The 26,753-nt window shown below is 35.2% G+C and carries 24 protein-coding genes, 2 pseudogenes and 1 riboswitch; of the genes and pseudogenes, 24 read left to right on the top strand and 2 right to left on the bottom strand.

Annotation, left to right across the window (positions count from 1 at the left end):
- Positions 1–496: 496 nt before the first annotated feature.
- The 7 genes from MKY17_RS16740 to MKY17_RS16710 all read left to right on the top strand — a co-directional run bounded on the left by MKY17_RS16740 (position 497) and on the right by MKY17_RS16710 (position 11,054).
- Positions 497–1,006, top strand: coding sequence for a MepB family protein (locus MKY17_RS16740; protein WP_098371724.1), 510 nt, complete (start codon positions 497–499; stop codon positions 1,004–1,006).
- Between the two features lie 1,048 nt (positions 1,007–2,054).
- A riboswitch (ZMP/ZTP riboswitch) is annotated at positions 2,055–2,133 on the top strand.
- A 52-nt stretch (positions 2,134–2,185) separates the two neighbouring features.
- A complete protein-coding gene (locus MKY17_RS16735; protein ID WP_098371725.1) occupies positions 2,186–3,778 on the top strand; it encodes an APC family permease in 1,593 nt (530 codons plus the stop codon).
- 900 nt (positions 3,779–4,678) lie between these two features.
- Positions 4,679–4,837: a hypothetical protein gene (locus MKY17_RS16730; RefSeq protein WP_157443972.1), complete on the top strand. Its 159-nt coding sequence runs from the start codon at positions 4,679–4,681 to the stop codon at positions 4,835–4,837.
- Between the two features lie 348 nt (positions 4,838–5,185).
- The gene (locus MKY17_RS16725) at positions 5,186–6,727 is read left to right on the top strand and encodes a multicopper oxidase domain-containing protein (RefSeq protein ID WP_098371726.1); all 1,542 of its coding nucleotides are present in this window, start codon (positions 5,186–5,188) and stop codon (positions 6,725–6,727) included.
- Between the two features lie 477 nt (positions 6,728–7,204).
- Entirely contained in the window at positions 7,205–7,378 is a 174-nt protein-coding gene (locus MKY17_RS16720; RefSeq protein WP_169803995.1) for a hypothetical protein, read from the top strand.
- 362 nt (positions 7,379–7,740) lie between these two features.
- The gene (locus MKY17_RS16715) at positions 7,741–8,943 is read left to right on the top strand and encodes an IS110 family transposase (protein WP_339200185.1); all 1,203 of its coding nucleotides are present in this window, start codon (positions 7,741–7,743) and stop codon (positions 8,941–8,943) included.
- A 575-nt stretch (positions 8,944–9,518) separates the two neighbouring features.
- Positions 9,519–11,054 carry an amino acid permease gene (locus tag MKY17_RS16710; RefSeq protein ID WP_057277229.1) on the top strand — a complete coding sequence of 512 codons (1,536 nt, stop codon included), beginning with the start codon at positions 9,519–9,521 and terminating at the stop codon, positions 11,052–11,054.
- 251 nt (positions 11,055–11,305) lie between these two features.
- Here the strand turns inward: MKY17_RS16710 and MKY17_RS16705 are convergent, their stop codons facing one another.
- Together MKY17_RS16705 and MKY17_RS16700 are read right to left on the bottom strand one after the other, a co-directional pair.
- Entirely contained in the window at positions 11,306–11,455 is a 150-nt protein-coding gene (locus MKY17_RS16705; protein WP_179891139.1) for a hypothetical protein, read from the bottom strand.
- Positions 11,452–11,892 carry a helix-turn-helix domain-containing protein gene (locus MKY17_RS16700; RefSeq protein ID WP_098372695.1) on the bottom strand — a complete coding sequence of 147 codons (441 nt, stop codon included), beginning with the start codon at positions 11,890–11,892 and terminating at the stop codon, positions 11,452–11,454. The genes MKY17_RS16705 and MKY17_RS16700 overlap by 4 nt, the downstream gene beginning before the upstream one ends.
- 206 nt (positions 11,893–12,098) lie before the next feature.
- Here MKY17_RS16700 and MKY17_RS16695 point away from each other — a divergent pair, with 206 nt between their 5' ends.
- The 17 genes and pseudogenes from MKY17_RS16695 (at position 12,099) to MKY17_RS16615 (ending at position 26,558) form a co-directional block, all read left to right on the top strand.
- On the top strand, positions 12,099–12,308 hold the full coding sequence (locus MKY17_RS16695; RefSeq protein ID WP_098372694.1) for a hypothetical protein: 210 nt from the start codon (positions 12,099–12,101) through the stop codon (positions 12,306–12,308).
- Between the two features lie 231 nt (positions 12,309–12,539).
- Positions 12,540–13,001 carry a GNAT family N-acetyltransferase gene (locus MKY17_RS16690; protein WP_179891138.1) on the top strand — a complete coding sequence of 154 codons (462 nt, stop codon included), beginning with the start codon at positions 12,540–12,542 and terminating at the stop codon, positions 12,999–13,001.
- Between the two features lie 150 nt (positions 13,002–13,151).
- A complete protein-coding gene (locus MKY17_RS16685) occupies positions 13,152–13,562 on the top strand; it encodes a hypothetical protein (RefSeq protein WP_063591536.1) in 411 nt (136 codons plus the stop codon).
- 573 nt (positions 13,563–14,135) lie between these two features.
- A complete protein-coding gene (mphM, locus tag MKY17_RS16680; RefSeq protein ID WP_098372697.1) occupies positions 14,136–15,041 on the top strand; it encodes a macrolide 2'-phosphotransferase MphM in 906 nt (301 codons plus the stop codon).
- A 750-nt stretch (positions 15,042–15,791) separates the two neighbouring features.
- Positions 15,792–16,583 (top strand): annotated as a pseudogene (locus tag MKY17_RS16675) (tyrosine-type recombinase/integrase).
- Between the two features lie 96 nt (positions 16,584–16,679).
- On the top strand, positions 16,680–17,213 hold the full coding sequence (locus tag MKY17_RS16670) for a GNAT family N-acetyltransferase (RefSeq protein WP_286177173.1): 534 nt from the start codon (positions 16,680–16,682) through the stop codon (positions 17,211–17,213).
- 285 nt (positions 17,214–17,498) lie between these two features.
- On the top strand, positions 17,499–17,861 hold the full coding sequence (locus tag MKY17_RS16665; protein WP_002144369.1) for a YrdB family protein: 363 nt from the start codon (positions 17,499–17,501) through the stop codon (positions 17,859–17,861).
- A gap of 183 nt (positions 17,862–18,044) precedes the next feature.
- A complete protein-coding gene (locus tag MKY17_RS16660; protein ID WP_098372689.1) occupies positions 18,045–18,836 on the top strand; it encodes a putative protein N(5)-glutamine methyltransferase in 792 nt (263 codons plus the stop codon).
- Positions 18,837–19,117: 281 nt separating this feature from the next.
- Entirely contained in the window at positions 19,118–19,285 is a 168-nt protein-coding gene (locus MKY17_RS16655; RefSeq protein WP_179891137.1) for a hypothetical protein, read from the top strand.
- Between the two features lie 294 nt (positions 19,286–19,579).
- Positions 19,580–20,149 carry a class I SAM-dependent methyltransferase gene (locus MKY17_RS16650; RefSeq protein WP_286177172.1) on the top strand — a complete coding sequence of 190 codons (570 nt, stop codon included), beginning with the start codon at positions 19,580–19,582 and terminating at the stop codon, positions 20,147–20,149.
- 464 nt (positions 20,150–20,613) lie between these two features.
- Positions 20,614–20,841 (top strand): hypothetical protein, encoded by a 228-nt coding sequence (locus MKY17_RS16645; RefSeq protein ID WP_098372687.1) that lies wholly within the window; start codon positions 20,614–20,616, stop codon positions 20,839–20,841.
- Between the two features lie 47 nt (positions 20,842–20,888).
- Positions 20,889–21,284, top strand: coding sequence for a hypothetical protein (locus MKY17_RS16640; RefSeq protein WP_339200178.1), 396 nt, complete (start codon positions 20,889–20,891; stop codon positions 21,282–21,284).
- A gap of 172 nt (positions 21,285–21,456) precedes the next feature.
- Positions 21,457–21,834 carry a hypothetical protein gene (locus tag MKY17_RS16635; protein WP_098372685.1) on the top strand — a complete coding sequence of 126 codons (378 nt, stop codon included), beginning with the start codon at positions 21,457–21,459 and terminating at the stop codon, positions 21,832–21,834.
- Positions 21,835–21,949: 115 nt separating this feature from the next.
- Positions 21,950–22,210: a CPCC family cysteine-rich protein gene (locus MKY17_RS16630; protein WP_339200175.1), complete on the top strand. Its 261-nt coding sequence runs from the start codon at positions 21,950–21,952 to the stop codon at positions 22,208–22,210.
- A gap of 1,210 nt (positions 22,211–23,420) precedes the next feature.
- A pseudogene (locus MKY17_RS16625) lies at positions 23,421–24,023 on the top strand (toprim domain-containing protein); the annotation flags it as partial.
- Positions 24,024–24,675: 652 nt separating this feature from the next.
- Positions 24,676–25,782: a YibE/F family protein gene (locus MKY17_RS16620; RefSeq protein WP_098373708.1), complete on the top strand. Its 1,107-nt coding sequence runs from the start codon at positions 24,676–24,678 to the stop codon at positions 25,780–25,782.
- Positions 25,782–26,558, top strand: a complete 777-nt coding sequence (locus tag MKY17_RS16615; RefSeq protein ID WP_098373679.1) for a YibE/F family protein — start codon at positions 25,782–25,784, stop codon at positions 26,556–26,558. Before MKY17_RS16620 ends, MKY17_RS16615 begins: the two co-directional genes overlap by 1 nt.
- Positions 26,559–26,753 lie beyond the last annotated feature (195 nt).

Below are 26,753 nucleotides of genomic sequence, written 5' to 3'. Positions count from 1 at the left end.
CCATCAGCTGTACCTGTAATGAGGAGGTACATGATCTCACCGAGGTCCATAGCCATATTAAAAAGGCCCCAAATTGTTGGCCTTTTTAATATGCGATTCTTTATATTATCATACATTCGTTCTCGAGTGAAAAACTGTCCTTAATTAACTAACGGGGCAGGATAGTTGCATAAGAACTGGTATAATTTAGAGAAAAGTAGAGTGTAGAGGTGAATTATGGCTTTCCTTATATTAGCAATCTTATTAATATTTTTATTTGATTTCACAAAAATGAGAAATCAAAATCAAACAATAATTAAACAGAATGAAAAGGTTATCTCTCTGTTGGAAGAGATTAAAAATAAAAAAGCGTAGTTCTTAACCTAACAGGAGCAATAAAGAAGTTGCTTTGGCACATCTTTGTCTTATGGAACTAACGGGGCAGGATAGTTGAAGAGTACTGTTTGATCTTTATTCAACAATTGGGCCATTTTGTTTGAAATTTAGGAGTGAAGAAATGAATAATTTTTTTACAGCATTAACTTATGTAAATAAAATGATTTATGAGTCGAATCACTTAACTGTAAAGTCAGTTCAAGAAGAGAAGCAAAATTCTAAGTATGGTGCTGGTACATTTCAATTATCTTCTAAGACAGTTCGATTCAGAATTGCGAATATAACCCCTACCAAAGTAGGGCAGTTTGTTGCATTTTGGGAAAAAGACGAAAATAATAAAAATCAACCCTACTTATATGAGGAAGCCCCTGATTTATTAGTTATAACTACCTTTAAAAATGAAAATGAGTTTGGTCAATTTATTTTCCCAAAAGAAATTCTTTTAAAACAGAACATTCTTAGGTCTACTTCAACAAAGGGCAAAATGGCAATAAGAGTTTATCCTAGCTGGGATAGTCCGAGTAGTAATCAAGCGATGAAAACTCAAAAATGGCAGTTACCCTATTTTGTTGACATGTGTAATCCGAATAAATTACCCTTAGAAAAAATATTAGAACTCTATTCTTTTTAATCCTCTGCAATCGGGCGCGATTCTTGAAGAATTTTCGCTTTTCTTAATGAACTAACGGGTGCGTTAGCTGAAGATCAGAGCTGTCTTTAAGGCAGCTTTTTCTTTACGGAACTAAAGGGGCAGGGTAGTTTAAGAAGCATGGTGTACTCGTACACTATCTGGAGTTAGCATAGTTTTTCATGGACACATTTTAGTTAAGTCCTTACAATGATTTTTGAGAGGATGTGTCCGTCTTGGAAGGTAAGAATACAGGTAAAATATAATAATGAATTCAAGAAGACTATTGTAGATCTTCATTCGGGTTCGGGGTCGTTTCCTAGCCTTGGTCGCAGCAAGTTATTACATGCTGAAAATGATAAACGAACACCATTGGATGTTAAATCCGAGGATGATATTTCCAGTTAAGAAGCCTCGTGCCATTTCAATAAAAAGATGAGTGATACGATTTATTTTATTATAAGGATTTAGGGACATCATCTAGTTTAAGGAAATTTAATCTACGTTCATCACTCTAGCTATGCCGAGTGTGTTTCACATTAGTTAAATATAATAGACACTAATTAAAGTTGTGCATAAATTTTGGACAAACCAAAGTGAGATAAAGAGAGATCTTCATCCCTCAGATATTTTCCCCAACTTGTGCATGGCTTTTTTTGAGGAAGAAAAGAACAGTTATTGTAGAAAAATGCTCAATAAAGGTATGGATTATTCCAGGTATTTCCTCTGTTGGAGATTTTAACTATCTGGTTCATTACTCCTATGTAAATGTTGTTGGGATATAATTTGTAAAATATGAACGGTTTATTTTGTGCATATAAGCTCTTAAAGATTTTTAAGTATAATTTTAAAGAGAAAAAGATTATATTGATGTAGCATGTGTTCTGGAAATCGAATGTTTGTTTTTGAACTTTAATTCACCTAATTTTTTCAAATTAAAAAGAATATTGATAGGGAATTACGAAAAATCAATGGGAATATTAATAAAATATAAATATTTTTAAAGTATTGTGAAATTTAAAATAATCCTATATACTAAAAAAAAAACTATTTTCCTATATGTAACTGGCGCAACATGGAGTACCATGGGGGAGCATATAGAGTATAAGCCGCGCGCCTGGGCAAACACTTGATTTATAGATCAAGTGTTTTTTATTTTCCTAGGAAGAGGTGTAGGTAGAGATGAGTAATATGCATAGAAAAATGGGGACTTTTGCTTTAATTATGACAGGTATTGGTTCTATTATTGGCTCTGGTTGGTTGTTCGGAGCGTGGAAAGCTGCACAGATTGCAGGACCAGCAGCTATTTTTTCTTGGATTATCGGTATGGTTGTAATTTTATTTATTGCATTATCTTACGCAGAGCTTGGGGCAATGTTTCCTGAAGCTGGAGGAATGGTTAAGTATCCTCAATATTCGCATGGCTCTTTTATTGGATTTATAGCTGCGTGGGCGAACTGGATATCTATCGCTTCGACTATTACCGTTGAGGCCATTGCTTCGGTACAATATATGAGTACGTGGCCTTGGGAATGGGCCAGATGGTCTCATTCTTTAGTTGATAACAATATCTTAACGACTAAAGGATTATTCATAGCTTCTTTACTATTATTGTTCTATTTCTTCGTCAACTATTGGACAGTTAACCTTTTTGCTAAGGCAAATTCATTTATTACTATTTTTAAATTAATTGTTCCAGGTGTAATGGCAGGATCCTTATTTTTTGCTGGATTTCATGGTGAAAACTTTACAAGTTCTCAAGGTATCGCACCATATGGTTGGGCAAGCGTTTTAACAGCAGTAGCTACTTCTGGTATCGTGTTTGCGTTTAATGGATTTCAAAGTCCCGTAAATATGGCAGGAGAAGCGAAGTCGCCGAATAAGTCTATACCTATTGCTGTTATTGGGTCTATTCTAATTGCAGGTTTTATATACGTTATTTTACAAGTTGTGTTTATCGGTGCAGTTGATCCGTCTATGATCGTGAACGGATGGAGTCATCTGAATTTCAATTCACCTTTTGCTGATTTGGCAATTGCTCTTAGTCTAAACTGGTTAGCGATTGTATTGTATGTAGATGCGTTTGTATCACCGTCTGGTACAGGAGCTACTTACACAGCTACAACTTCGCGTATGCTTTATGGAATGCAGAAAAATGGGTACTTACCGAATATCTTTGGTACATTACATCCACTTTATGGTGTTCCTCGTCCAGCGATGTTATTAAACTTAGGCGTATGTTTTATCTTTTTATTTTTATTCCGCGGATGGGGCGTACTTGCTGAAGTGATTTCAGTTGCTACACTTATCTCGTACATCATGGGGCCAGTTGCATTGACAACATTAAGACGTACAGCTTCTCATTTTAATCGTCCATTTCACTTAAAAGGCGCTTCTATTATTGCACCTTGTGGATTTGTTTTCGCATCGCTTACTTTATACTGGGCGCGTTGGCCATTAACAGGAGAAGTCGTTTTCATCATTGCCATTGGACTACCTATTTACTTTTATTATCAAGCTAAAAATAAGTGGAATGGATTCAAAAAACAATTTTTATCAGGTGTTTGGATGCTTCTTTACTTAGGTTGTATGATTTTCATTTCTTATATTGGAAGTGAGAAGTTCGGCGGAAAAAATATTCTTACATTTGGTTGGGATATGGTGGTCATCGCATTTTTAGCACTTGGTTTCTATTGGTGGGGAGTCAAGAGCGGGATTAAAACAGAATACATGGCTGAGGCTGAAAAAATTAACAAAGAATTTATCAATAAATAACTTTTATAGTAGACACCGCAATATGAGTAAAAAGAAAACATGGTTACTTTATTACCATGTTTTCTTTAGTTTATAAAAAATTTTTTATAGGTGGATTCATCATGGAATATTATAAAATTATTTAAAATAGTGGTAAAGAATCGAAAATAGTGCTTTTACTGGGTTGTTAGTTTAATAAGAATACTCTGCTTCAGCAGGTTATAATACCCCTTAATATGATAAGTACTTAATAAGGATATTGTAAGAAGAAAAAGGAATATAGGAAGAAGAAAGTTAAACAACTATTTTTTGAACACCGTTCCATTTAAGAACGGTGTTATGTGTGTTTAGAGTATTAAGATTAAACAACTTTATTGTATGTGAACAACAGGCTCTTTTTGTGAAATATTGCACTTAAACTAACGGGTGCGTTCGTATTATAAGGTTAGCCAGTTTTTACTTGTTGACCTTTTTTAATAGAAACTATTATATCAGTAGCCAGGGTAGGACGTACGGGTGCGTGGGACTTGATCCCGTGAACTAAACTGTTCGCCCCCTACTTGTAGAAACATGTTTGAGGCTGGTTGGGACGCAGATCTCGTATAACAAGCGAAGCTATGACACTACATGGAGGACTAGGGGTACTGGTTAATAAGTAGAGGAGGACAGGGTAGCTGTTCTAGTCCACAGGATTACTACCAATGAAAGTAAATTGATTCTATAAATTTGTGAAGTATTGGTGATAACTCCCTAAAATTCAAAAGGTGTTCTAAAAATACCAATCAACGAAGTTTATTGGGAACTTTTTCAGTTCCTTTGTAATATTCTTCGAATAATGACCTGCTCTGAGGGTAATCTAACTATTGGTGATATTTCATTTTGTTGAAATTTCATTATCACATTAATAGGAGGAAAATATTAATGACACAACATCAACACTCTCACAAAACAGGTGAATCAGTTATGGAAACAGGTCACTATATTGACGCGGATGGTGATCATGTTGAATTAACAGCAGGACAAAAATTTCCTAGTTGCCCTTCTTCAGGACAATCTACAAGTTGGAAACATGAACAATAAAAAATCGTTTTAAATAAAAAGACAGCTTACGATAAAGTAAGTCTGTCTTTTTATGTAGATAGAAATACATAGAAGTATAAATAAACAAAGATTAGTCCTAATGACATTTTTCTCATTTCATCTCTTACTCTTAACTCACTCTCTCCTACTTCCCCTCACACTCACTTATACTCGGGGTTTGTGTAGTAACGGAATGTATTTGATTAGGGATATTTTCAGAATACTTTTTGAATTCTACGGATTTTTCATCAACAATTCTCCAAATTTATAATTTATTTTATTAATTCCATAATTTTTGCATATTTTTTTGTTACAGTTTTTTTGTAATAAACAGAGGGAGGAAGTAAGATGAAATCGAAATTATGGACTTTTACATTATTAATAAGTGCAGCCATCATTGGCGGCTGTAGTGCAAGTGGTTCAGATTCTGATGGAAATGCAATGGACAATTCCAACATGACCGAAGAAGAAATGGCCGATATGGAAGGCATGGATCATTCCAACATGACTGAAGAAGATATGGCTAATATGGAAGGTATGGATATGGAAAATGGCGATGCAAGCCATACAAATCAATTAGCATTAAATAACTCTACTGGAGAAAATGAACTTGCACTTCCGCCATTAGTTGAACCAAAGGATGGAATTGTTGATATTACTGCTCAACAAGGAACAACTGAAATATTTAAAGGAGTTCAAACAGAAACATTAGGATATAATGGTTCATTCTTAGGACCGGTTATTCGTATAAATAAAGGTGAAAAAGTAACATTTAGAACAGGGAATGAGATGTCGGAACCAACAACGTTTCACTGGCATGGAGTCGAGATACCTGGAGAAGGCGATGGTGGACCACATCAAGTAATACAACCTGGTAAAGCTAAAGATGTTGAATTTACAGTAAATCAAGGTGCTGCGACATTATGGTTCCATCCACATCCAGTAGGTGCCACTGCAGAACAAGTATATAAAGGTTTAGCAGGTTTCATTTATATAGAAGATGAAAATTCTAAAAAACTTAGGTTACCCGATGAATATGGGGTAAACGATTTTCCAGTAGTATTCCAAGATAGACAATTTACTGAGGAAAAACAATTAGATTACCAAGCTGTTCTTAATAAAGATGGTACAATTGGAGATACATTATTAATTAATGGTACGTTGAATCCAAAACTTACCGTTGGGAAAGAAAAAGTTCGTTTACGTTTATTGAACGGCTCAAATGCGCTTAACTATACTTTTAAATTAAATACAGGAGATTCATTCCAACAAATTGCAACGGATGGTGGTTTGGTGAATGAACCAAATGAGATGAATGAAATTACATTAACTCCAGGTGAAAGAGCAGAAATTATTGTAGATTTTTCAAAATATAATGCAGAAAGTGACATTGCTCTTGTAAATGAAGAGGATACAATTTTATTACCATTCAAAATTGAAGGACAAAAAACAAACTCAATTGAGATTCCGGAAACATTAAATGATTATGTTGTTACAGAAGAGGAAAAAAATCTACCTGTTACGAAAAAACTGGAGCTATTCGGTATGGGAAAAATGGTATATATTAATGGAAAACAATTTGATATGAGCCGTATTGATTTCACGCAAAAACAAGGTGAAACAGAAATTTGGGAAATATATAACAAGCCTGATAAGATGGGTGGTATGACTCATCCATTCCATATTCATGGTACACAATTCAAAATTGTTTCAATCGATGGAAAAGAACCACCAATAAGTCAACAAGGATGGAAGGATTCCATTGGAGTTGAAGCTGGACAAACAGTAAAATTGGTAGTGAAATTCAATAATAAAGGTGTCTATATGTTCCACTGTCATATTCTTGAACATGAAGAAAATGGTATGATGGGTCAAGTTGAAGTTATTTAATTAAGCAAACCCCTCTAATTAAATATAGATTAATCTCCAAGTTGAATTGAGTTGATCATTCGAGTTGGAGATTTTTTATAAATGATATGCTTATCTTTAACTGATATGAACGAAACTGTCAACCCACCACACCCAAATGGTTTTAAATGGGGTTTCATTCAGAAATGGATACAATCCTAAAAGTTGAAAAGGAAAACCTTAAAGACTTGGCACGAAGGCAAAAATGCTGACGGTGGTATACAAACTGATATGCGTGGGTTGGCTACCACATTTCATTCCATCCGTCACGGAGCTGCTGATCAGATCCTTTTATTATGGAACTAAAGGGGCAGGTTAGTTCAACAAGCGTAGTGTATACGAACTGTGCATATTTAGATTTATTAACTTATCGATTTCCTCTCTTTCAAAAGTTGAATAAAAAGCACTTTCTATTCAACTTTTCTAGAAATATAATTAAACGGAAAGGAGGCAATAAGAATGAAACATAATTCTATGCACCAATGGCATAAAGAGCATAATAAACGGGTAGCAGAATTTCACAAAAAACACGCTGCTCAAGTAGCTAATGGAGAAAACGGAAACGGTTGGTTAGCCAAGCTCGAAACGTCTTTTTTTAATAAAGTACTTGTTCCTCTTAAAGTTGTGAAATAACACCTTTTTTTCTGCTCCTGTTCTTTGAGGAGCAGTTATTTTTTGATTTTATGTAAATACTTTGTGACACAGTATGTGTCAACTCTGCAATAAGTTTTATAGAACTAACGGGTGCGTTCGTATTATAAGGTCGACCAGTAAAAATTACTGGTTGACCTTTTTTTAATAGAATCTATTATATCAGTAGCCAGGGTAGGACGTACGGGTGCGTGGGACTTGATTCCGTGAACTAAACTGTCCGCCCCCTACTTGTAGAAACATGTTTGAGGCTGGTTGGGACGCAGATCTCGTATAACAAGCGAAGCTATGACACTACTTGGAGGACTAGGGGTACTGGTTAGTAAGTAGAGGAGGAAAAAACAATGAATCCAGTTGTTGGTCTGGATGTGGCAAAAGGAGAGAGCCAAGTTCAGGCATTTTTAGATCAATCTAAACCGTATGGGAAGAGCTTTTCAATGAAGCATATCAAAGAGGAGTTAGATCATTTTTTAGAATTTCTAAAAGAAATTGAAGAGGTGACAGGGCAAATGCCTATGGTCATTTTAGAATCTACAGGGCATTACCATTCTCCTGTTATTCAATACCTGGAGGAACAAGGGATTCCATATATCTTACTAAATCCGATTATTTCTTATCAGGCAAAGAAGTCCAGCTTACGGAAGGTGAAAACGGACGCTATCGATGCGTACCAGTTGTGTGTGCTGTATTACAAAGAGGATTTAGAACCTCATAAAATTAGAGGAATTCAGCTATTAGACCTTCGGAATTTGTCCAGACAACAGGAAATCGTAACGAATATGTATGTGGAAGCTAAACTTCAGTTTCACACCATTTTAGATCAACTGTTTCCTGAATACCGGAAGGTTTTTGGGGATCTATATTCAAGGGTTTCTTTATTGATGTTAAAGGAATATCCTACTTCAGAGGCGGTATTAGCAGCCGGGGAAAGTAAACTAGCAGAGAGTGTTATAGAGTTCTGTCCTAGCCGATCGGGTCAATGGGCATGGGAAAAAGCAAAAAAAATAATGGACTCCGCGTCTCGAAATCCATTTCAAATAAACGTGTATCAAAGTCACGTAATCAATCTTCGTATGTATATTGAGTTGCTTTTTCATTACCAGGGACACCTCTCTGAGTTGGAAGATCGTATAGTGGCCCTGGCAAATGAACTGGAAGAATATAAGATCATCCAATCGATTCCCGGTATAGGAGAAAAAATCGCAGCCACGATTATCTCTGAAATTGGTGAAATCGATCGGTTTAATCACCCGAAAAAACTAGTTGCCTTCGCTGGAGTAGATCCAAGTGTTCATTCATCAGGTAAGTTTACGGCAACCATTAATCGTATTACTAAAAGAGGTTCGAGCAGACTACGTCATTCTCTGTATCTTGCCGTACTATGTGGCATAAGAAGTTCAAGGAACAAAAAGCTTAAAGCCTTCTATGATAAGAAAAAATCAGAAGGAAAACCGGCCAAAGTGTCAATCGTTGCCTGTATGAATAAGTTGCTTCATTGGATTTACGCTTTATTAAAGAGAAAAGAAGCATTCCTAGATTTAGCCTGATTAACGATTTTGTGAAACAGAGAAAAATCCTTCCAAAAGGGTTTTGGAGGGTTATTTGTCATGAACAAAAATAGTATATCATAAGGGAAATGAAAATTTTAGAGAAAGATATTGACATCCTATTAGCTGGTTTAGTTGAACAAGAATTACACATTAAAGACCAAAAACACTTGGGTACTCAAGTGTTTTTTATGCTAATTATATTGTTATTTAATCTGCTATTTAACTTGCCAATTCGTATGTTATTTACTTTGTTATTTGGATTTTTCTCCACGTTATCTGAACTACTTACTAAAAAGATAGGGTTCTGCCCAACAATTCCACGTTCCTATGAAGTTATGAATAAATTATGCATTAATGATTAAAAAGTAATAACAGATGGAAGTTATTTGGCATAAAATCCCTATCCCCCATCTTAAAATTATTTCAGAGTTGAATACAAAATATCAAAATTGAAATTTAATTGTAAAATTTACCTCTATCAAAGTGTAATTAACTGAATATTTATATTATTTTTTATATTGGCGCAGCAATTGCATATAAGAATATATCTACCATTTTAAGGAGGCTCAAATATGCAAGAAAATCTGAATAAAAAAATTGGAGGTTCTGCGTCAGAACATTATGATAGTGATGCTGCACAACTGGCATCGCTTGGATATGAATCTGAATTTCGCCGCGACATGAGTCCGTGGGCAAACTTTTCGCTAGGGTTCACTTATCTTTCACCTGTAGTAGGTGTGTACTCACTATTTGCATACGCACTTGCGCAAGGTGGCCCACCTATGATTTGGAGTTTTTTCATCGTTGGACTCGGACAATTACTAGTCGCACTTGTCTTCAGTGAGATTGTTGCGCAATACCCTGTTGCAGGAGGAGTTTATCCTTGGGCACGAAGACTATGGGGGCGCAAGTGGGCGTGGATGACTGGCTGGGTTTACTTAATGGCCTTGCTTGTGACGATTGCCAGTGTCGCGTACGGAGCTGGACCTTATCTAGCACAAGTTTTGGGTTTTGAAGTATCGGTGGACTCCGCGATTCTTTGTGCAGTAGTCCTTCTTGCACTATCGACTATCATCAATTTTCTTGGCACAAAGGTTCTCGCAGCTGCAGCAGTTATTGGTTTTGCTGCTGAACTTATCGGTGCGCTTGTAGTTGGATTTTGGTTGCTTATCACACAAAGGGTGCACGGTCTTGATGTGCTCTTTGATTCTTTTGGTGCTCAAGGTAGTCATAGCTACATGTATGCATTTGCAGCAGCTGGATTAATTGGAATTTTTCAATATTATGGGTTCGAAGCTTGTGGTGATGTTGCTGAAGAAGTACCGAATCCAGGTGTTCTTATCCCAAAGGCAATGCGTCGGACCATTTACATTGGCGGTGCTGCAGCAACTTTTGTTTGCCTTGCTTTAGTACTATCAGTTGCTGATATCCCAGCAGTTATCGCTGGTAAGGACGTAACGCCTGTTGATACCTTACTAAACGATGCATTTGGTGCTGTTGGCGCGAAGATTGTACTGGGTATTGTGTTGATTTCTTTCCTTTCATGTGTAATGAGTTTACAAGCGGCAGCAAGCAGACTTGCCTATTCGTATGGCCGTGATGACATGATTGTAGGAAGCCGATTGTTAAAGAAATTTTCGGCTGCTCGTCACATTCCACCTTATGCGCTGCTTCTTGCCGCAATTGTCCCAGCCCTCATTGTGCTTGGATCAAAAGTGTCTACAGATGCGCTCACAAAGGTAATCAGTTTTGCGGCATTTGGCATTTATCTTGGATTCCAAATGGTTGTCTTTGCTGCACTTCGAGCTAGACTAAAAGGATGGAAGCCAAGTGGTAAGTATCAATTGGGCAAGTGGGGACTGCCCGTCAATATTGGTGCGCTTGTCTACGGAATCATCGCAATGATCAACATGTGTTGGCCAAGAACGCCAGATGCACCTTGGTATGATAACTATATCGTGCTCGTTTCAGGAGTCATAGTTGTAGGTATTGGTTTACTGTATATGATGATTCATCGTAGCTACGGACATAGCAATGTGCCGTATAATGTTGCGATACCGAAAAAATATATCTCTCATAAAAACAAGCGCAATGACATGTCAATGTAGGTTTGTTGCTAACTCATATTAGCCACTCTAAAGGGTTTTCCTTCTTCACTTTTTTTATTCGTAAAAATCTCTTAAACTTTGATTACCAGAAATTATATTTTCACTCGTTTTTTTTTCACGCATCCCGTAAACTAGACTGGACACTCACATATTAAAACAGAAGGGTTCGAGATCTTTTAAAGATTCTCGAACCCTTCTGCTTATGTTCAATTATTCTATCAACGCAGACTTACATTTTACTAATTTTTTATTCATCCCCATCCGTCCTTCCGTTGGCGAAAGTTAATGGACGTAATCGTTTTTTCTTTTCCAGTCATTTCACTATACATATAATCGATTCCTTTGATCATTGCGTAGAAAGTTACAACAGGGATTATCAATGCAGTCGTAAAGGGTATCATTCCTTATCCCTCCATTTATCCAATTCTTCATCATTCACGTTAATGGCATAACTTCTGCCTTCCTTCTTCAAATACCCTTCATTTACTAATTCCACCATCATGGCATGAACCTTATTATTCCCTAAACCTATCAATCTTGCTAACTCATTTACTCGGAGCTCACCAGTGTTTGCGATCCAGCGTTTCAGCTGGTCAATTGGTTCTTCTTCTTTGACCTCTTGAATTTCACCCTCCACAACAACCCCGTCAAACAGATGAATAAGCTTATCAAAGATATCCTCCTCCTCTTCCTTATTCAGTGTTAATACTGGGGCTTGGAATCGTTCAAACTCATTCTTACTGCCCTCAATCTTAGCGATACGGTCACAAAGTAACGGGTGCGTTAGCTGAAGATCGGAGCTGTCTTTAAGGCGGCTTTTCCTTATGGAACTTTCCATAAGGAGTGCTATTATAAGACCTATCGTAAAATGCCAAAAACGATGTGCATTGGTGGACGGAATTATATCCTCTGACGTATTTATATTACCGCTTACTAAAATGCCTTACACAGCCATTTAAGTAGTAAAACATTTCCACTTTTTAGTTTTTTCTTTCCGGAAATAATGCTATTATTTGTAAAATACATATAATAAGGCGGAACTTTATGGATAAAAAAACTCAACTAGCTTTGATTTTTCTCTTAATACCTCTGGCAATATCAATTTATTTTTGGTTTTCGGATTCAGCCTTATTACGAGGCGGATATGACTCAGCTATAGATGGTTTTGTAGTAGCCAGAGCCTTAATGATTATTTACACATTACATTTATTGGGTAAATTAGGAGAATTTATCATTAAGAACAAAAAAGATTAGCTATGAGCTAATCTTTTTTGTTTTATAGATTGATGGATTAAATACTTCAATAAGGGAGGTTGCTGAAGCAGCCATTTTCTTATGGCACTAACGGGACAGGTTAGTTGAATAAGAATATATTAAAAAACTGAAAAACATTCTAATGAAAAGAATGGTTTTTGTATTTATCCCTTATGGTATATGTTATTATTTGGAATATTAAATCATTTATCAATAGGGATGTGCATATTGGTGGAAGTCAGTATTAAAAAGACTAAATTGAATGAAGTCGAAGATTTATTAGCTATACAAAAAGAAGTTTTTGCAGAAGATTATGCCTTATATGAAGACCACGATTCAACCCCTGTAAATGAAACGGAAGCAAAATTAATCGAAAACATTGAGCGTTTTTTTCATTACACTATATTGTCGGGCAATGCTATTATTGGAGCAATAGATATTCGGCCTTTGGATGAAAACCGATTAAGATTAAGTAAATTATTCTTAAGAAATGAATTTCAAAATAAAGGACTTGGAAGTAAGATAATCAAGTTAATGGAGTCCGAATTTCCATTGATAAAAGATTGGAGCTTATATACTCCTTATTTAAACAAAAGAAATCACCATTTTTATGAAAAGCTAGGTTATATAAAAATAGGTGAAGTACAAGTTACTGAAAAACTCCAGTTATTTAAATATGAAAAAAAATTATAAGATTATTTATTTTTTTCTTCTCTTCTATAAGATTTGTCTTTAAGTTGGAGTGGCAACTTATTCCCGATTTCTCAAAAAAAGATTGTGAAGGATTGTACTTAAACTAACAGGTGCTTTAGTTAAAGAAGGAATAACAAGGAGTGAGTGGAAATGAGTTTGGCTTCCTATATTGGGTGTAATATAGAAATACCGATTAATGATGATGAATATTCAGATGAATTTCTTTATATTGGCGGTTGTTTTGCCGGTGAGTTTGAATTGCTAAATGTAAAGGAATATCAGTTTACTACTCCTTACGTTTATGAAGTATCAAGTCATTGGGGAATTGAGATTTCAAAATATATGAACCCAAGAACGTGTGCCGAATCGAAGAAGAAGCTAATAGAACTATGTGAAATTATGGACAGTTACCTTGAAAAAGGTGATTTTTTTGAACTGTATAGTTGTTGGGTAGGAGAAGAAGATGAAAAGCGAGATGGTGAGATAACCCTCCAAATCAATAACTTTGATATTGACCAGATTGAGATTCCCGAAAAAACGTTAGTTAGATTTGAAAAATGAATTTTCTTAATCAACTAACGGGTGCGTTAGTTCTATAAGGATCACTAAAAATAATCAAACTATTTTATAAAAACTGTATACTAAATCACTAAAAAAGAATCCATTTTGATCATCTTTTTTCAAAATGGATTCTTTTTATTTACGCTAATAAGGGGGTTCAGGAGGACCTTTTGATCAATCCCTACAGTTGATTCTTTTACGTGCAAAATAGCACTTAAAAATAAGTGCAAATTATCACCTAAAGTAACGATCCACTTAAAATAGCATTTTTAATTGTCTACTATGAGTGTACTCAAAATTTATAAATGTTCACTTGAAATAAGGATAAGGATAAGGTTAAGAACATAAACCGAAATCAATACTTATAATCTTTTGGAGACTGTAAGTGTACCCGACTAGGATGAATAGATCTAAAAATATTTTTCATCGTATTTAATTCTGGAGAAGATAGATTAGATGATATATTATAAAAATGTATTAATTGAGATTTTTTGGAAATGTTTTCTTGAAAAGAAAAACAGGTTATTCCAATAAACTCTCTTTTTTTTACAAAAAGAATAGGAGAAGGAAGTGATCGCTTTGAAGAAACAGCAAGCAGCAGAAATAGCAAGAAAGTATGGTTTGAAAGTGAAAGAGGAGTCTCTTGTATTCAACCAATCAGGTTTGGACTTTCTAGTTGTCTATGCAGAAGATGATAAATGCGAGGAATGGGTGCTAAGGTTTCCGAGACGAGAAGATGTGATGCCTAGGACCTCAATTGAGAAGAAAGCATTGGATCTTGTCAACAAATATGTCACTTTTCAGACTCCAGTCTGGTCGGTTTATGAAGATGATCTGATAGCGTATAAAAAGTTAACTGGAGTACCAGCCGGCACGATTGATCCAGAGATTCAAAACTATGTGTGGGAGATGGATTATGAAAATGTTCCTGAACAGTTTCATCAGACATTAGCCAAAGCTCTGGCTTCGCTGCATACAGTGCCGAAAGCAGAAGCTCTTAAAGTAGGACTGATTGTCCATACAGCAGAGGAGGCAAGAAAATCAATGATCGAGCGTATGGAAAAGGTAAAAGCGGAATTTGGCGTAGGTGAATCCCTATGGAAACGTTGGCAGACCTGGGTGAAAAATGAGGAATTGTGGCCTCAGGAGACAGGTCTGATTCACGGAGATGTTCATGCTGGGCATACGATGATTGATAAGGATGCCAACGTAACCGGTTTAATCGACTGGACTGAAGCAAAAGTAACAGATGTATCAAATGATTTTGTTTTCCATTACCGCGTATTCGGGGAAACAGGCCTGGAGAAACTGATCGACTACTACAGGAAAGCAGGAGGAATTTACTGGCCTCCCATGAAGGAGCACATTATCGAACTTACTGCGGCATATTCTGTTGCAATTGCTGAGTTTGCAATCATCTCAGGCTTGGAAGAGTATAAGCAGATGGCAAGAGAAACATTGGAATTGGATGACCGTTAGCATTAAGCGAAAAATAAAGTAATTATGGGAAAATACAGTTCTTCTCAATGAATAATAACTGCTAAGTTTTTCTCTTGGATTACTTCAGTGGTGTGAATAAAGAATTCACAAGCCAAAACGCATGCGTTTTCACAGAGAAAATCTTAAAGCTTTACACAGTACGACTAACTCACGACAAAAAAGGTCACGATGAAAGGCATAAAGGTTTTTTTGTAACTTCACACCCAAAATTATAAATATGTAACGATACATATTAGTTTAACGGGTGCTTAATTAGGGAGTTGCTTTAGCAACTCTTTTTTGTATGAAAACACATTTGTGAAAGACCATACTAAAATAAGCCCACCATAATTCTAATTTTTTGAAGGACTAAGTGTACTATGTCGTTATTTTGATTGGTAATGCAGTTTGTTGTTCAGACATGGGATAAAGTAGAAACTCTTCAAAACGAGGTAGAGTTGGTGAGTGTTACGCCTACTCATTTTTATGTACTATCATTTTGGGGGTTATCTGTAATATGTGGAGTTTTAATTTTATCGTATGAAAGGTTAATGAACTAACGGGTGCGTTAGCTGAAGATCAGAGCTGTCTTAAGGCAGCTTTTTCTTCTTTAACTAATAGATGAAAACTCTACTAATCTAGTATAATAGTTCTTCTTTTGCCTAAACTGTCTATTAATATGGTATAGATTGGAGAGAAACAGGTATGATCTTAACTGATGTATGGGGTTTATATAAGGCAGATAAATAAATCCAAGGTTATTCTCAACAAACATTAAAGGCCTATTACGTCCAATTTAACTTGTTGGTGAATAGTTTTGGAAATATATCTATTCAAGAACTTTCAACTAATTCTCTTAAAGTTTATCTGGGAAAAGCAGCTGAAAAGCTTAAGCCATCCAGTCTGGGTCACAGAATTCGATTTATTAAATCTTTATTTAGATGGGCTCAGGATGAAAATTTAATTAATGGAAATCCTGCTTCCAAAATCAAGGAACCAAAATTAGAATTAAGGGTTCCAAAATACTTGTCTGAAGAGGAAATTGAACATTTGCGGGAAGCTTGTCATACAACATTCGAAAATGCTTTATTTGAGTTTGTATTCAACAGGATGCAGAATTGGTGAAGCAATAACGCTAGATAGGGCCTCAATCAATTTCTCTAATCAATCAGCAATCGTTTTAGGTAAAGGGCGTAAAGAGCGAGAAGTATATTTCAATACCCGTTGTGAAATATGGTTGAAGCGATATTTAAGTGAGCGAAAAGATCATGAGGAAGCACTATTTGTGACAACACGTGCACCCATCGAATGAGTATTTCTCAAGCGAGAAACATTATAAAGCTGGTAGCAAAGAGAACGGACATTAAAAAGAGCATTCATCCCCACCAGCTTAGACATAGTTACGCCACAAATTTATTGAATAATGGAGCGCCTCTAGAAGTGATTCAAAATTTAATGGGTCATGAAAAAAGTGAAACCACAAAAATTTATGCATATCTAAGTGGTGCAATGCGGAGAGACTTGTATAGAAAGTATTTTTAAGGACCAAGGGTCCTTTTTATTTTGTTCTTAATAAACTATCGGGGCAGGTTAGTTCAATAAGAATGTTATAATAATTTTCATTGTGGACTATTAGGGGTGATTAGTTTGAAGATTAGAAAAGCAAGTGAAGAAGATAAAAAAGCCGTAGCAAGAGTTTATGTTGAAGGTTGGAGGACTACTTATCGTGGTCTAGTACCTGACGATTATCTGGACGAATTATTGTACGAAGATGTAGAAAAAAAATTGATTGATTTTTTAAATAGTGAAAATGAATCTTTTATTTATGTTGCAATTAATGATACAGGGAAAATTATAGGTTTTGCATCAGGTAAAAGTATTGATGAGACGAATTTTGATGGAGAACTATATTCGCTTTATCTCTTACAGGAATGTAGAGGATTAGGTGTTGGTAGGCAGCTTGTGTCAGCTATTTCTAAGCATTTTAAAGAAAAAGGTATTTATTCTATGATGGTTTGGGTAATGAAACAAAATAAATCTGGACTTGGTTTTTATGAACGTATGGGAGGAAAAGAATATATTCATAGGAAGAGTGAGTTTGGAGGAACGGTAGTAGATGATGTTGCTTATGGCTGGAAAGATGTCTCAGTATTATGTGTTGAAGAAAAATAGAACTTATATCTTGTTGAACTAACGGGTGCGTTAGCTGTAGATCGGAGCTGTCTTAAAGGCAGCTTTTTCTTATGGAACTAACGGGGCAGGATAGTTGAAGAGTGTTGTTTAATCTTTGTGCAACAATTGGGCCATTTTCTGGAATAAAGCGATTGCTCAAATTACGGAATTTTGAAATAATTGTTATTAAGTTAAAGGGCAGATTTTAGAATATGGCCGAAACATATTGTATATAAAAAAATTAACATTAGTTTCTTAATTCTTTTTATTGGGAGGAAGAGTCGGATGGAAATAAAATGGATAGGTGTTAGCGTCCTCACTGGATTCTTTCTACTGGAGCTTGGTGCAATGGCTGCGTTCAGTTACTGGGGTTATCATATCAAGACAGGGGCAGCGGTCAAAATTATACTCGCGGTTGCCACGCCACTAGTCATAGCCACTCTATGGGGTATGTTTCTCTCCCCGAAGGCGTCGCTCCCCATCTTCTCCTTCCCCATACGAACTACGCTTAAGCTGGTTGTGTTCATTGTTGCTTCCGCAGCTTTGTACGCAAGTGGGCAAAGCGCGTTCGCAGTTACTTTTCTGACGGTGTCCCTTCTTATCGTGGCAGCAGTCTTCATCTTGAAGCTTCATAAAGTAAATATGTGAAGTGGATTAGTCTAAAACCGAACTTCAATAATCGGGCGCTATCCTGGAACAAGGATAAGCGCTCATTTTCCTTTTTAGGGCCATTTTGTAGAAGAAGGGATATTTCCTATTTTTAACGAATACAGAATTAAAATAAACTTATCAAAAGTGGTGAGGTAGATAGAAAAAAAAGTTAATTTCTTTTTGGACTGTAAAACGGAAAAACATATTATTAACAGACTTCGAAGCGCCGGTTGTGTTTTCGCAGAAGATGAGACCCGGTTAATTATCTCAGAGGCAAGGACTCTAGAGGACCTCGATAAAATGGTAGAAATGCGAGCCAACGGTTTACCTCTTGAATACGTTGTTGGATGCACAGATTTCTGTGGTCTGCGGATAGAAGTGGATCAGGGCGTTTTCGTTCCACGCAAACGTACCGAGTTTCTTGTTCGCCAGGCAGAAGCCCTGTCATGTTCTGGTGATATCGTCGTTGACCTATGTTGTGGGTCAGGTGCTGTGGGTGTAGCACTGGCTACAGCTTTGGGACGGGTAGTGTTGTACTCTGTTGACATTGACCCTGTCGCAGTACGATGTGCTGAACGCAACGTAACGATTTTCGATGGTCACGTTTTTGAAGGTGACCTGTATAAGGCCTTACCCGACTCACTTAAGGGCCATGTGAACATCCTAGTTGCAAATGTACCTTACGTTCCCACCAAGGCAATCAAGCTACTTCCCCAGGAGGCTCGCCTATATGAACCGAAGGTGGCACTTGACGGAGGAGAGGATGGACTTGACATTCAGCGAAGAGTAGCTGAAGAAGCATTACTTTGGCTAGCACCGGGAGGACATCTTTTGATAGAAACGAGCGAAATGCAGACACCCCAAACCTTTGAAATCTTTGATAGTGTTGGGCTGACTACGAAAGTGATCAGAGACGAGGAATTGGATGCTACTATAGTTGTCGGATCAAATTTTAGCTTTCATGGTAAATAAACAATTAGTTCTAATCACAAATAAAATGATAATTTCTTGGCACTGTACTAATAACCAAAATTTCCTTATTCCAGAATAGGGCGCGATTCTTTAAAAAGAATCGCTTTTCTTAATGAACTAACGGGTGCGTTAGCTGAAGATCGGAGCTGTCTTTAAGGCAGCTTTTTCTTATGCAACTAACGGGGCAGGTTACTTGAAGAAGAGCTATGTTAAAAGTTCAACTAATTTTACTAATTTATGGTAACGTTAAATTAATGAATTTTATTAGGGGAGCTAAAATTATGGGTATTATAGTTTCAATCTTTTACGGCTTTGTTGGTTTAGTTATTCTATTTTTTATTGTTCAATATGCCATTAGTAGTGGGATTGACAATTCTAAAGAAGTTAAGGCTTTTCGGTCCGAACTTAAAGAAATAAAAAAACAACTCAATGATTTAGGGGGAAAATAAACACATAAGCAATTTTTCTTATTCAAGAAATGGGTGCGTTAGCTGAAGATCGGAGCTGTCTTTAGGGCAGCTTTTTCTTATGGAACTAAAGGGGAAGGATTGTTCCATAAGGAATATTGTTAAGTAACATTAAAGTTGTTTATGTTATTCCATTAAAGGTCCATATTGCGGAAGAAGAAATTGTAATCCAATCGAAGTAATTAAGTGAAAATAATTTGTGGTACAGGTACTGGTAAAAGTACTTTGACAAATATAAAGGTGAAAATAAGTATGATTTAGAAAGTAGGTAAATAAATGATTCCATTAGTATATGATCAAATTAATAGCTGGGGTAAAGACGATGAATTCTTCTTAGCACTGTTAAAGAAGGTAAATGTTAAAAAAATAGCTGATTTGGGTTGTGGAACTGGAAGATTGACAACGCATTTTGCGAAAGTAGGCTATCATATTACAGCTATTGACCCGAATGAAGAAGCAATCGAATATGCGGAAAACAAAGCGTATCCAGACGAAGTGACTTGGATTGTTGGTGATAGCTCAAAATTACAAACAAATGCGTTTGATGCCGTTATAATGACAGCGAATGTTGCGCAAGTATTTCTTACAGATGAAAGTTGGCAACACGTCATTTCAGATGCATATCGAGCATTAAAGCCTGGAGGACATTTTATCTTTGATACACGTAACCCATTAGCAAAGGCGTGGGAACAGTGGAAAAAGGATATGACTCCTGATATTGCAACGAATCAGATGACTGGTGATACACTTGAAATATGGACAGAATACGAGGGATTTATAGAAGATGTTTTTACATTTTATGAAACTGTGAAAAATGCACGTACAGAAGAAGTAGTAATTCATTAAAAGATGCAATTAAAATTCCGAACACAAGATGAAATCCATGAATCATTACTACAAGTAGGCTTTTCACAATTCCAAGTTTATGGAGATTGGGAGTTTAAACAAGCAACTTCGGAAACCAAATCTTTTATTTTTCACAGTGTAAAATAAATAAGGGATTTCTTTGACGATTTGCTTATCTACTTTGACAATTTCATTATTAGAAACGAAAGAATGAAAGAGAGACAATTATTATATTCAGCAATCGGGCGCGATTCTTTAATAAGAATCGCTTTTCTTAATGAACTAACGGGTGCGTTAGCTGAAGATTGGAGCTGTCTTTAAGGCAGCTTTTTCTTATGGAACTAAAGGGGCAGGTTAGTTCCATAACGAAATAAGGACTAGTGTGTAAATTTATACCATAAAATTGAAACTATAGTGGTCTTATAACGTCAATAATATTAAACCTAAATCTGAAAGGAGAAATAATGAAAATACACTATTTTGTTGTTATAGTTTTTTCCTCAGTTTTATTGTTTGGTTGTTCTTCCAATCAAAAGAATGACAATGTTGCAAAAGCAAAAGTACAAGATGGCCTAAAGGAACAAGGTATTAAATCAAATTCAAGTTCTAACATTATTTCACCTAACCAAAACTTAATACAAACACCAACATTCACAGTAAGAAAAAGTAAACGATGTAATAATGGTATATGAAATAAGGGGTGAAAATCGGAAATTTGGTTATTTCGATAAACCTGATAATGGATAAAGAAATTAATTTGGAATGGCTTTTTTGGACAATGGATGAACAGCTTCCGTTAGGTGAGTTAAAGGTAAAAGCCGTTCAAGATGAGAGTGGTAAGAGTCTAATAGCTAAAGGAGAGATAGTTAAAAAAGAGGCACCTTTAAAAGAATTACCTAAAGATTATGCCCCAAAGCCAGTTAGTATTAATAAAAATAATGAAGAAGATATAGAAAAAGATATAGAAATTAATTTTAATTTTCCTGTATCTATATCATCCACTTCAATTAAATTCAACGAGTCAGGTATTTGGGAATTGCAACTATTTTTAAATGATAAACCTTTAGGAAATATGAACGTTTATGTAACTAATAGAATGAAGCTAATATATATTACCTTGATAATTGAGGTTTAAATCTTTGATCCAATTAAAGGGTACGGGTACATTACTTCTATATGGGGCTGGAAACAGCTCTTTGTCTTATGGAACTAAAGGGGCAGGTTAGTTCTAACAAGGGAACTTTTACCTTGTTTGTTCGTATTAAAAGTAGCAGGAAATAAAGTTGTCCTTTGGTGTAGGTGTATAAATGAAAAAAATGTTAATGATCTCAACGATGGCTGCATTAGTATTAGCTGCGTGTGGTGAAGAAAAAGCACCATCTTGGAAAGGTACATGGAAAAAGGTTGATGAAGAAAATAGTGTTTGTCGAGACTCCTTTATCTTTAAAGGGGAAAACAATTTTGAAATTCAAAATTCAAGAGTCCAGGGCGGAGAACAATCTTCTGGAACATATAAACATATAGAGAATAATGATTACGAATTTGATTATGGTGGTGGTTCTGACAATTTTACTATTATAGTCGAAAAAAATACGATGAAAGTTCAATTATCAGGCAAAGATACCATTTGCGAATATAATAAAGTCGATAAAATTAGAAAAAAGTACGAAAATCCATGGGAGTAGATACCTCCAACCATACATAAAATAGGAAATTATAGATTGGATTATGTAACTAACGGGGCGATTTAGTTGAACAAGAAATCATGGTAAAATTCATAAAAATTGTCGAGGTGATTGTATGAAATATACTTGTCCTTGTTGTGGATATAAAACTTTAGATGAAGAACCTCCAGGAACGTATGATATTTGTGAAATCTGTTTTTGGGAAGATGATGGTTACCAATATGAACATCCAGATGAGGATGGAGCAAATTATGTTTCCTTTAGAGAAGCACAACTAAATTTTAAAAAATTTGGGGCTAAAGGTGAAAGAAGTTTACAATTTGTAAGAAAGCCAAATAAATCCGATATAAAGGATCCTAATTGGAAACCGTTATGAGTTTACATAGGGAATTATTAAACTAACAAGTGCGTTAGTTCTATAATGATCACTAAAAAAATAATCAAATATTTTATAAAAATTGTATAACAAATCACTAGAAAAGAACCCTTTTGATCAATCTCTTTTCAAAATGGATTGTATTTAATTACGAATATGAGGGTTCAGGAGGACCTTTTGATCAATCTTTATTTCAAAGCTACAGTTGATTCTTTTTTTAACAGATGCTTTAACACAATACATACATGAACTGAGCTGGAAAGTTCCCTCCAAAGAATAAGGAATAAGAATGGCCGAAAATCAATTTGATTTTTCGGCCATTTTAATATTTGAAAATAGGGGATTCAAGAATTATTTTTCTACAGATGCAATGATGTCTTCAGCTAAGAGTTAGAACCACTAGCACCTTTTAGATATTTCAATGTTCCTTCACTAGACCAATCAAATATCTTTATACTACTCATTCCTTTATTTACTTCTTTAATGTTTAACTGGTTAGAAACAAAATTATAATTTGAAGGAATAATTTTATTGCCGGCTATAGCAAATGCATTTAAACAGACTATATGAGTTAGTCTATATTGCTTATAATCACTCCATTCAACAGGTAACAACTCTTTTATACAATTAAAATAAGTAAGAGTTATATTAAGTATTTTTTCCTTAGGTAATTCGGCTATCTTTGTATTTTTAATTAATAACAAAAGTAAGTTATATACATTTTGTAAAGTAATATGCTTTTCTGTAGTTCTTTTGCCAATTAACGTTCCTTTATTATACAAGGGGCTGTGAGGGTCAATAATTAGCTGTGTTGCAATCCAACTAAGATTATCACTTTCTCTTTTTAAAAATCTACATAACGAAGTACCTATACCTTTAGCTTTTGTATGAATAATATCAATAAATAACTAAACAGTGAAAAGCTTTGGGCGAAGTTTAACATCGCGCTTGTTTCTTTTGTATATACTCCGATTCCCCCTAATCTATACTGACCATCCAATAGTGAAGCTTTTTTTTTACCTATTAATCCTCCTATATTAAGACAGGTTTATCATCTGCCTGAAAACCTCACTATTCACCGAAGTTAAGCAATCATTTAATGTTTCCTATAGAACAGTTCAGTAAAAACGAAGTCATATCTAGCCGATTGTGATAATTAAGGTATAATGATAGGGGAAGATATTTTTTAACGGATTAGGTGAAGATGAACATGAAGCTAATCATTGCGGAGAAACCAGATCAAGGTTCAACGCTAGCGGCTCAATTTAAAACGAAGAAACAGCAAGGCTATATAGAAATTATGCCGAATGAACTTTTTCCCGATGGAGCTTATGTAACTTGGGCCGTCGGTCATTTATGTCAACTCGTTTCGCCGGAAACCTATCATTCAAAATGGAAAAAATGGTCGATGGAAACGTTGCCGATGATTCCTGAGAAATTTCAATATGAAGTGACCCGACAAAAGGCAAAGCAATTCAATGTTGTGAAGACTTTGCTTAGGAAACCGGAAGTCGATGAAATCATTCATGCAGGTGATGCCGGGCGTGAAGGAGAATTGATTGTACGCAACATCGTTAATCTATGCAATGTCAATAAACCGATGAAACGGTTATGGATTTCCTCTTTGACCCCAAAAGCGATTTATGAGGGATTCCAAAATCTAAAGAGCGAGGAAAAAACCAGGCCGCTCTATTATGAAGCGTATACGAGAGCTTGCGCGGACTGGGTTGTGGGAATGAATGCGTCGAGAGCGTATAGTATTTTATTGAAACAAAGGGGCGTTTCGGATGTGTTTTCAGCTGGAAGGGTTCAGTTGTATCCGTAAATTTTTTGGGCGTATTTACTATTACCTTGATAAATGTGACTTGTACGAAATTCGCCCGGATTTTATTGGGTGAATTTAATTTTTAGAAAAGAGATTTAGACTTTTTATCGAAAACTTCATGAAAATATTCGATATTATAAATACCTTAGAACCATCAAAAATTCATAGTCGGTAAATCATATTTGAAGGAGAAAAAATATGATTATCTCCTGGATTATCAACACTAAACTAGATAGCCTTTGATGAATTAAATTTAAGAGGAGACATTATTTCCTCATATTTGTTTCTTATAATTTTAGGGTTAAGCATATTTAATTTGTTTATTTACTTTAACAATAAAAACAGTATTATTACTGCCTAATAAATAAATTTTGTTCTTAAAGGAGTTGTTAAGGCAACTCCTTTCTTAATGTACGATTCTTACAAAAATCATACTTTCAAAACCTAATAGAAAAATCCCCTTGGTTACCAATTGGATTTTTTTTATTTCGCAAATAAAATTTATTCATGATAAGATAAAAAAATCAAATACTAGTAAGGCAGGGCGGAGGTCAGTCAATTCTGGCTCCATCCTGCCTTTTTTGCCCACCCGATATTTGGAGGTTTTATTTTGAATGTTATCGTAAATAAATTTATAAAAATGGGTTACAAGCATGTTTCTTTGTACGCCATCATAGCACTTTGTTTTGTCGCCTCTGTTTTCCTTGTTAATCACAATTATTCATTCTATGAACTTCCAATAGCCAAAGTCATCAAAACAAATCTGGAAAATACAACTGAATTGAATGATATGTATCAAAATGAAGATCGTCTATTTACCCAGAGTATAATAGCCGAATTACAAAATGGAGAAGAAAAAGGAAAACTTATTCATTTAAAGAATGAATATTCCTTATCCGGAGCTTATGATCAAGAATATCGAGTTGGAAATGATTTATTTGTTTCGATTGATACGAAGACAGAAGAAAATTCAGAGTTAACTGGAACCATAAAAGACGTAAAGCGTGATAAATTTGTGTTGATTGTAGCATGGATTTTTATCTTGACATTACTAATCGTTGGAAAAAAGCAAGGACTGTTTTCAATTATAAGTTTGGCAGTCAATGCCATATTGTTGTCATATGCATTAGATTTTTATTTGAATACATCAGACATTAGTTTGGTATTGATATGCAGTATAAGTATCATTCTATTTACGGTCCTTTCCCTTTTACTCGTTAACGGTTTTAATGAAAAAACATATGCAGCTATTATTGCGACACTGTTAGGGACTTTTTTATCGCTGTTCATTATTTATCTTGTTATGTGGTTAACTTCCGGAAATGGCCTTCGATATGAAGAAATGCAATTTCTCACTCGTCCTTATAAAATGGTGTTTATGGCAGGATTATTTATCGGATCTTTAGGAGCCGTAATGGATATAGCCATTACCATGTCTTCTTCGATTTTTGGGTTGTATGAAAAGAATAACCACATATCAGTAAAAGCACTTAAAACTTCAGGATTAGAGATTGGAAAAGACATCATGGGAACCATGACAAATATTTTGTTTTTTGTCTATATAAGTGGCTCCATACCTACGATTATTTTGTATTTAAAAAATTCTTCTGCATTAGGATTTACCCTTTCCATGAACCTTACATTGGAATTGGCCCGTGCCATAGCTGGTGGTATTGGAATCGTGTTAACTATTCCGATAGGTCTATATATTTCTATTTTTTTCATTAATCGAAAGAGGGAAAGATAATGAATGTATTAGTGTTGCTAGCGATCATATTATTAATATTGATGATCTTGATTGGTGGAAAAAATGGAGCACGTTCATTTTTTGCTTTTTTCCTAAACTTTGGTGTGTTTCTTTTTACCATCATTTTTATGACAAATCCAAATAATGATCCGTATATCGTAACATTGATTGCATGTACGGTGATTAGTTATATTAATTTATTTTTTATTAACGAAGTGAATAGTACAACAAAAACAGCATTCATTTCTACTATTATCACGATTGTTATTGTACTCTTTTTTATTGTCATTGTGACGGAAAATGCGATGATACAAGGTTTTGGTGAAGAAGAAATAGAAGAGCTTAGCATCTTTTCCCTTTATATTGGAGTAGATTTTGTTAAAATTGGAGCATCAGTAATTATTATGAGTACTATTGGCGCCATTATCGATACAGCCATGGCCATTTCATCTCCCATGCGAGAAATGTTTCATCACCATCCATCCATTAGCAAGAAAGATTTATTCACATTTGGAATAAGTATTGGGAGAGATATCTTAGGAACAACTACGAATACATTATTTTTTGCCTTCTTTGGAGGCTATTTGGCATTGCTTATATGGTTTAAAGATTTATCCTATTCTGTTGGAGAAATCGTAAACTCAAAAATATTTAGTGCTGAAATGATCACTATATTTTGTGCTGGAACAGGAGTAGCCCTGATTATTCCTATTACTGCCTTTATTACTGCTTATTTTTTGGTGAAAAAAAGAAAAAATAAAGAGAAAGTTATATAGGTTTTATGGCAAAAAGGCTTATGAGCACTCATTTGTATAATAGGAATAAGTTTTTGAGGGAGGTAAGTTTAGTTTTGCATAGCCTTCAATAAGTACCATTATATGAATAAAGATAGAGAATGAGGCTGCCATTTGGCGGCCTTTTTTCTTAATGAACTAACGGGTGCGTGGGACTTGATCCCGTGAACTAAACTG

The organism is Peribacillus sp. FSL P2-0133 (assembly GCF_037975445.1).
Lineage (GTDB): Bacteria > Bacillota > Bacilli > Bacillales > DSM-1321 > Peribacillus > Peribacillus simplex_E.
The sequence above is the reverse complement of the archived record's forward strand: the minus strand, read 5'-3'. Positions and strand labels throughout refer to the sequence as shown.